Source organism: Modestobacter sp. DSM 44400 (genome assembly GCF_900107175.1).
Lineage (GTDB): Bacteria > Actinomycetota > Actinomycetes > Mycobacteriales > Geodermatophilaceae > Modestobacter.
This window is the reverse complement of sequence record NZ_FNOZ01000174.1, coordinates 1-1276: the sequence shown is the minus strand read 5'-3', so window position 1 is coordinate 1276 and position 1276 is coordinate 1. Positions and strand designations below refer to the sequence as shown.

Genomic DNA, 1276 nt, shown 5'->3' with positions numbered 1-1276 from the left:
CTAGGGCTGGCGGTTCCTCGTCCCTGATCGATGAGATCGTGCGGGAGGGTGCCCGGCGGATGCTGGCCGAGGCCCTGCAGGCCGAGGTCGAGGAGTACGTCGCCCGCTTCGCCGCCGAACGGGACGAGGCCGGCCGTCGGCTGGTGGTGCGCAACGGCTCCCATCAGCCCCGAGAGGTGCTCACCAGCGCCGGATCGGTGGCGGTGACCGCGCCGCGGGTCAACGACCGCCGCGTCGATCCCGAGACCGGCGAGCGGGTCCGGTTCTCCTCGGCGATCCTGCCGCCGTGGGCGCGCAGGACCCCGAAGATCACCGAGGTGTTGCCCCTGCTGTACCTGCATGGCTTGTCTTCCGGTGACTTCGTGCCCGCGCTGGGCCAGTTCCTCGGCTCCTCAGCGGGCCTGTCGGCGTCGGTGATCACGAAGCTGACCGAGACCTGGAAGACCGAGCAGCGCACCTTCGCCGCCCGCGACCTCTCCGGGGTGGACTACGTCTACCTGTGGGCCGACGGCATCCACGTCAACATTCGCCTGGAGGAGCACAAGCTGTGCCTGCTGGTGCTCATCGGAGTGCGCGCCGACGGCCGCAAGGAGCTGGTGGCACTGGCCGATGGCTACCGGGAGTCCACCGAGTCCTGGGCCGACCTGCTGCGCGACGCCGCCCGCCGCGGCATGCGCGCCCCGGTGCTCGCCGTCGGTGACGGGGCGCTGGGGTTCTGGGCCGCGCTACGCGAGATCTTCCCCGCCACCGCCGAACAGCGCTGCTGGTTCCACAAAATCGCCAACGTTCTCGCCGCGCTACCCAAGTCCGTCCATCCCGGAGCGAAGAAGGCCCTCGCCGAGATCTACAACGCCGAGGACAAGACCCACGCCCGCGCCGCGGCGAAGGCCTTCGCCGCCACCTACGGCGCCAAGTTCCCCAAGGCGGCCGCCAAGATCACCGACCACCTCGACCAGTTGCTCGCCTTCTACGACTACCCCGCCGAGCACTGGGTCCATCTGCGCACCACCAACCCGATCGAGTCCACCTTCGCCACCGTCCGACACCGCACCAAGATCACCCGCGGGCCCGGCTCACGAGCCGCCGGGCTGGCGATGGCCTTCAAACTCATCGAAGCCGCCCAGGACCGCTGGCGGGCAGTCAACGCACCCCACCTGGTCGCCCTCGTCCGAGCCGGCGCCGTATTCCAGGGCGGCAAGCTCATCGAACGACCCGACGAAACCCCCGAACAACAGGCCGCCTAAAGATCTTGATCCACAGGTCTTGACGATTGCTC

Annotated in this window: 1 protein-coding gene; it reads left to right on the top strand. The window is 69.3% G+C overall.

Features of this window, described 5'->3' with window-relative positions; translation table 11 throughout:
• The first annotated feature begins 23 nt into the window (after positions 1–23).
• Positions 24–1244, top strand: a complete 1221-nt coding sequence (locus BLW04_RS25570) for an IS256 family transposase (RefSeq protein ID WP_139307058.1) — start codon at positions 24–26, stop codon at positions 1242–1244.
• Positions 1245–1276 lie beyond the last annotated feature (32 nt).